2 protein-coding genes are annotated in these 5,958 nt (G+C 55.4%); both read right to left on the minus strand.

Annotated elements, in window-relative coordinates; all coding sequences use genetic code 11:
- Positions 1–5,221 (minus strand): amino acid adenylation domain-containing protein (locus ACRD7P_RS20770; RefSeq protein WP_430909717.1); only part of this gene is annotated, 5,221 nt, incomplete at its 3' end.
- A 9-nt stretch (positions 5,222–5,230) separates the two neighbouring features.
- A partial coding sequence (locus ACRD7P_RS20775) for a phosphopantetheine-binding protein (protein ID WP_430909718.1) occupies positions 5,231–5,958 on the minus strand: 728 nt, incomplete at its 5' end.

Raw genomic sequence — 5,958 nt, forward strand, 5'->3', positions numbered from 1 at the left:
ATACCTCCATACCAGGTACCTCGGGCAGCGAGCCCTTGGTCGACATATCGGTCAAGACCACCTTACAGCCGATCTCCTTCAATACGTATTCGATACGGTCCGTAGGGTAATCCGGCTTGATGGGAACGTAGCCGCCGCCCGACTTCAATATACCAACAACACCGGCGATCATCCATAAAGATCGATCCAAACAGATCCCCACCGGGACGTCACGGCCGACACCATGGTCCAAAAGACAACCCGCTATACGGTTCGAAAGCGCATCAAGCTCTCCATAGCTCATCGACGTACCCTCAAAACTCAAGGCAATGCCATCCGGACTCTTCGATACACGGGACTCGAACATCCCTACAAAACCAACATCCAAAGGATAATCGACATCCGTATCATTGAAAACATCCAATAGCTCGGTACGCTCCCCTGCGCTCAACAGCTCCAGGTCCCCGATACGCTTTTCGGGGGTCGAGACTATGGACCTTAGCAACGATACATAATGACCCAGCATACGGACCACCGTAGCTTCTTTATACAGATCGCTACAATATTCCACCGATATCGAAAGGCCATCGGCCGTACGAACGATGTCGAAGCTCAGATCGAACTGGGAGGTCGTTTCGCTATAGGGTTCGGTGGTGATCGAAAGTCCCCCCATATCCATGGCACCCTCGTCCCCCCGGTCGTCCACCATAAAGTTGAACAGTACCTGGAACAAGGGGCTGCGGCCCATGTCCCGTGTCTTGACCACGCGCTCCACCACCTTCTCGAAGGGGACCTGTTGGTGGTCGTACGCGCCCACCGTGGTCGCCCTGACACGGTCCAGGACATCACCGAAACAAGGGTCGCCGCCAAGGTCGCTGCGGAGCGCAAGGGTGTTCAGGAAGAAGCCAACCAAGGGCTCGATCTCCGATTGGGTACGGTTCGCGATCGGGATCCCCACACAGATGTCGTCCTGACCGCTGTAACGCTGCAAAAGCACCTTGAAGGCGGAGAGCAGCGTCATAAAGAGCGTCGCGTTGTATTCACGCGATACCTCCCGGAGGTCCGCCGTGAGCGCCGCCCCGATATGATGCGAGACCGTGCCCCCGTCGTTGCCCTGAACGGCGGGACGCGGATGATCGGTAGGGAGTTCCAGTGCCGGCACACCCGCCAGCCGATCCTCCCAATACGAGAGCTGTCCCTCCAAGACCGTATCGGTCAGGTACTCCCGCTGCCAGATAGCATAGTCCGCGTACTGCACCGATAGCACCGGAAGTTCCGGTACGCGGCCCGTGGAATAGGCACCGTACAGCTGCGCGAACTCCCTTATAAGGATATCCTCCGACCAGTCGTCGCTCGCGATATGGTGCAGTACGATCACCAGTAAATGGTCCGAGGCCCCCCCTCGGTACAGACAACAGCGCAACATATAGTCCGACGCCAGATCGAAAGGGGACTCGATATATCGGTCCACATCGGTAGGCAGTGACGTGTCGGGGCCCTGGCCGGACACCCGGTCCAGGGACCAACCCCCCGGGGGCAGGACCTCCTGGTAGCCGACCCCTTCCTCGGACCTGATCACCGTGCGCAACACCTCGTGCCGCTCGACAATCGTGCGAAAGGACCTTTCCAAAAGCCCTACCTCCAGATCGCCCTTCAAACGCAGTACGATCGGCATATGGTACTCCTCGCTGCCCTGCAGCTGGTCCAAGAACCACAACCGCTCCTGGCTGTACGAGAGCGGGATACGCTCCCCGCGCTCCCGCACCGTCACCCCCGGCAACAATGATCTTCCGGGTCCCCCGATCAGGTTTTGTGCCAACTCCCATATGGTGGGGAAGTTGAAGATCGCCGCTATGGCAAGTTCCACTTCCATATCCCTGCGCACCATCGAAACCAAACGCGTCGCCAAAAGGCTGTGGCCGCCGAGCTCGAAGAAGTTGTCGTGGATCCCCACCTTGTCCACGCCCAGCAGTTCCTGCCAGATATCCGACAGGCGCCGCTCGGTCCCGTTACTTGGGGCCACATATTTCGACGCCTGTAGGGAACCCGTACCCTGCTCCGACAAAAAGGTCGCGATAAGCGCCTTGCCGTCCACCTTGTCGCTCAGGTTCACGGGGAAGCCCTCCACAACGCAGTAATGCGAGGGGTGCATGTACGCCGGGAGCTCCTCGCGGCATAGGGCGTGGAGCGATTCCGTAAGGTCCTCCCCGAGCTCCCTGCCCGTAACGCCCGGAACAACGAAGCACACGACGTACTCGCGGCCATCGGCGTCCCTGTGCACCAGTACATGGGAGTCCTCCACATGAACGCTCGTGCGGACCACCGCCGCGATCCCCTCGAGCTCCACTCGGTGGCCACGGATCTTCACCTGATGGTCGGCACGGCCAAGGAACTCCATGTTGCCGTCGGGAAGCCAACGGCCAAGGTCCCCCGTCCTATAGAGCACATCCCCGGAAAGCTCCGCGAAGGGGTTCGCAACGAAACTCTCCGCCGTACGCTCGGGCAGGTCCAGGTACCCCGCGCCGACCCCCACGCCGCTCACACAGATCTCCCCGGGGACGCCGATGGGGCACAAATGGCCCTCTTTGCTCAACACAACGGCGTTCATGTTCGGGATCACCTTCCCGATAGGTACACGTGAGCTGCCCGTGGAAAGCATACCGGTAATCTCGTACTGGATAACGTCGTCCGAGGCCTCGCAGGGACCGTAGGCGTTCAATAAACGGAGATCGGGATAAAGACCGCGAAGATCGTTCACCATCGCCACCGGGATCGACTCCCCTACCAACATGATCCAGCTGAGCCCCGATAGCCCGGACGCACCGCCCGATTCCTTGATATGCTCCAAAAGGCCCCACATGTACGTAGGGACGAACTCCGCGACCGCCACCTCTTCCCTATCGATCGTGGAGAGCACAAGGTCATAGTCCAAAAGGTCCATCTTGTCAACCATCACACAGCTGCCACCCTTCAATACGGGGCCCAGCATCTGCCAGACGGAGATGTCAGAACCGATCCCCGCGCTCTGCAAAAAGTTGAAACCGTCCGGAAGGTCCATCAGACGGTACTCCGCCAACAAATGGTTCATCGCGCCGTTATGCCGCGTGATCGCCCCCTTGGGAACGCCCGTACTCCCGGAGGTGAAAAGAACGTACGCCCAACTGTCCATGCCGTTCACGTTGACGGGGTTCGCCCCCGACATGCCCGATAGGTAGGACACATCGTACACCGGCACATCGCCCCCACCGGACAGGGGAACATCGTCCACCAATAGCACGGTCTTCTTCCCAAGACCGCCAAGGCCCGACAAAAGCCCGCCCGTCGTGATCAGGTACGGGAAACTGTTCTCCCCGAGCATCGCGCCGATGCGCGATGGAGGGTTCTGGGTATCCAAGGGTACGTACACACCGCCCGCCTTGATGATCCCCAACATGCACCCGAGGAAAACAGGGCTGCGATCCATATAAACCCCCACGCAGGTACCGGGGGAAAGCCCGCGGCCCAGGAGCCCGTGCGCCACACGGTTCGCATAAACGTTCAGCTCGTCGTAGCTCCAACGTTCGGGACCGTGCACCACCGCGGTCGATCCACCGTAAAGCGAAACCATGGACTCGAAACGTACGTTGATCGGCACCGTATTGCCCAGGTCGATCGCACTGCCGTTGAAGGCCTCCAATAATTCACGGCGCTCCCCTGCGCTCAAAAGCTCCAGGTCCCCGATACGCTTTTCGGGGGTCGAGACTATGGACCTTAGCAACGATACATAATGACCCAGCATACGGACCACCGTAGCTTCTTTATACAGATCGCTACAATATTCCACCGATATCGAAAGGCCATCGGCCGTACGAACGATGTCGAAGCTCAGATCGAACTGGGAGGTACCTTCCTCAAAATTTTCCCTACCAAGCTCCAACCCTTCAAGACTAATGCCTTTTGTATCTCCTTCATGGGTTTCCCTAACGAAATTGAACAGCACCTGGAACAAGGGGCTGCGGCCCATGTCACGCGTCTTGACCACGCGCTCCACCACCTTCTCGAAGGGGACCTGTTGGTGGTCGTACGCGCCCACCGTGGTCGCCCTGACACGGTCCAGGACATCACCGAAACAAGGGTCGCCGCCAAGGTCGCTGCGGAGCGCAAGGGTGTTCAGGAAGAAGCCAACCAAGGGCTCGATCTCCGATTGGGTACGGTTCGCGATCGGGATCCCCACACAGATGTCGTCCTGACCGCTGTAACGCTGCAAAAGCACCTTGAAGGCGGAGAGCAGCGTCATAAAGAGCGTCGCGTCGCATTCACGGGAGAGTTCCAGTAATTGCTGCGTTAGCGACGCATCTATTGTATCTGATACAGAACCACCCTTGGTACCCTGAACGGCGGGACGCGGATGATCGGTAGGGAGTTCCAGTGCCGGCACACCCGCCAGCCGATCCTCCCAATACGAGAGCTGTCCCTCCAAGACCGTATCGGTCAGGTACTCCCGCTGCCAGATAGCATAGTCTGCATACTGAATGGACAACTCGGGTAAATTAGCTTCCCTGTCCCATTTTAAAGCACTATAAAATTGTACAAATTCATTTATCAAAATAGCTTCCGACCAGTCATCGCTCGCGATATGATGAAGCACAACTACCAATATATATTCATCGCTTGCACTCTCTAACAGATGTGCTTTTAGCATATGGTCTACACTAAGGTCGAAAGGTTTCTTGACAAGTTCGTTAATCGTTACAGAAACTTTTTCCCCTAAAGGCGTTTTGGTTTGCTCAAGTACCCATTGATTTATCGGTAGCGCTTCTTGATAAGGGATACCCTCTTTTTCATCATAAACAGTTCTCAATATTTCATGTCGATTTACAACCATGCGAAAGGCCTTTTCTAAAAGCCCCACGTCCAGATCGCCCTTCAAACGCAGCACGATCGGCATATGGTACTCCTCGCTGCCCTGCAGCTGATCCAGGAACCACAACCGCTCTTGGCCATATGATAATGGAATCTCTTTTACTACATCTCGATCGAAAGCAAGAATGGGATTTTTTGATGGAACGGCATCTTGGGAGTTAAGCGACTGATATTCCTTAAGGTAATCAACAATCAGTTCTTTTTTTTCTTTTATCTCCCTAATCAGTTCTTGATTCGTTATTTTGACTTTGGATTTTAAACTTAAAGAACCGTTCTTGAGTTCAAGTTTTATCCCTTCCTCCTTAACTTTTTTTAAAATATCGAAAACACTATTCTTCATTTCAATCAACTATATTTCAAATGTTACTTCATAGAATGAGCTATCCTCTTTTTGATCGTATTCAACATAATCCATATGAGATGATAGCTCGTAAATAGTGCTAAATTCAAATAGAGCCTTTAAGGGAATTGTAATTTCAAACTGCTTTTGAATTTGAATAGAAAATTTCTGGACCATTAAAGAGTGTAATCCTAATTCAAGGAAATTATCATAGACCCCTACCCTATCTACTCCTAAAAGTTTCTTTAGTATCAATGCCAACTTTTCTTCCGTTTCGTTACCCGGAGCCACATATTTGGTCGCACGTAATCCTCCTGATTCCCCTTGCTCCGACAAAAAGGTCGCGATAAGCGCCTTGCCGTCCACCTTGTCGCCCAGGTTCACGGGAAAGCCCTCCACAACGCAGTAATGCGAGGGGTGCATGTACGCCGGGAGCTCCTCGCGGCATAGGGCGTGGAGCGATTCCGTAAGGTCCTCCCCGAGTTCCCTGCCCGTAACGCCCGGAACAACGAAGCACACGACGTACTCGCGGCCATCGGCGTCCCTGTGCACCAGTACATGGGAGTCCTCCACATGAACGCTCGTGCGGACCACCGCCGCGATCCCCTCGAGCTCCACTCGGTGGCCACGGATCTTCACCTGATGGTCGGCACGGTGGATGAACTCCATGTTGCCGTCGGGAAGCCAACGGCCAAGGTCCCCCGTCCTATAGAGCACATCCCCGGAAAGCTCCGCGA

Source organism: Maribacter sp. 2-571, from assembly GCF_050589625.1.
Taxonomy (GTDB): domain Bacteria; phylum Bacteroidota; class Bacteroidia; order Flavobacteriales; family Flavobacteriaceae; genus Pelagihabitans.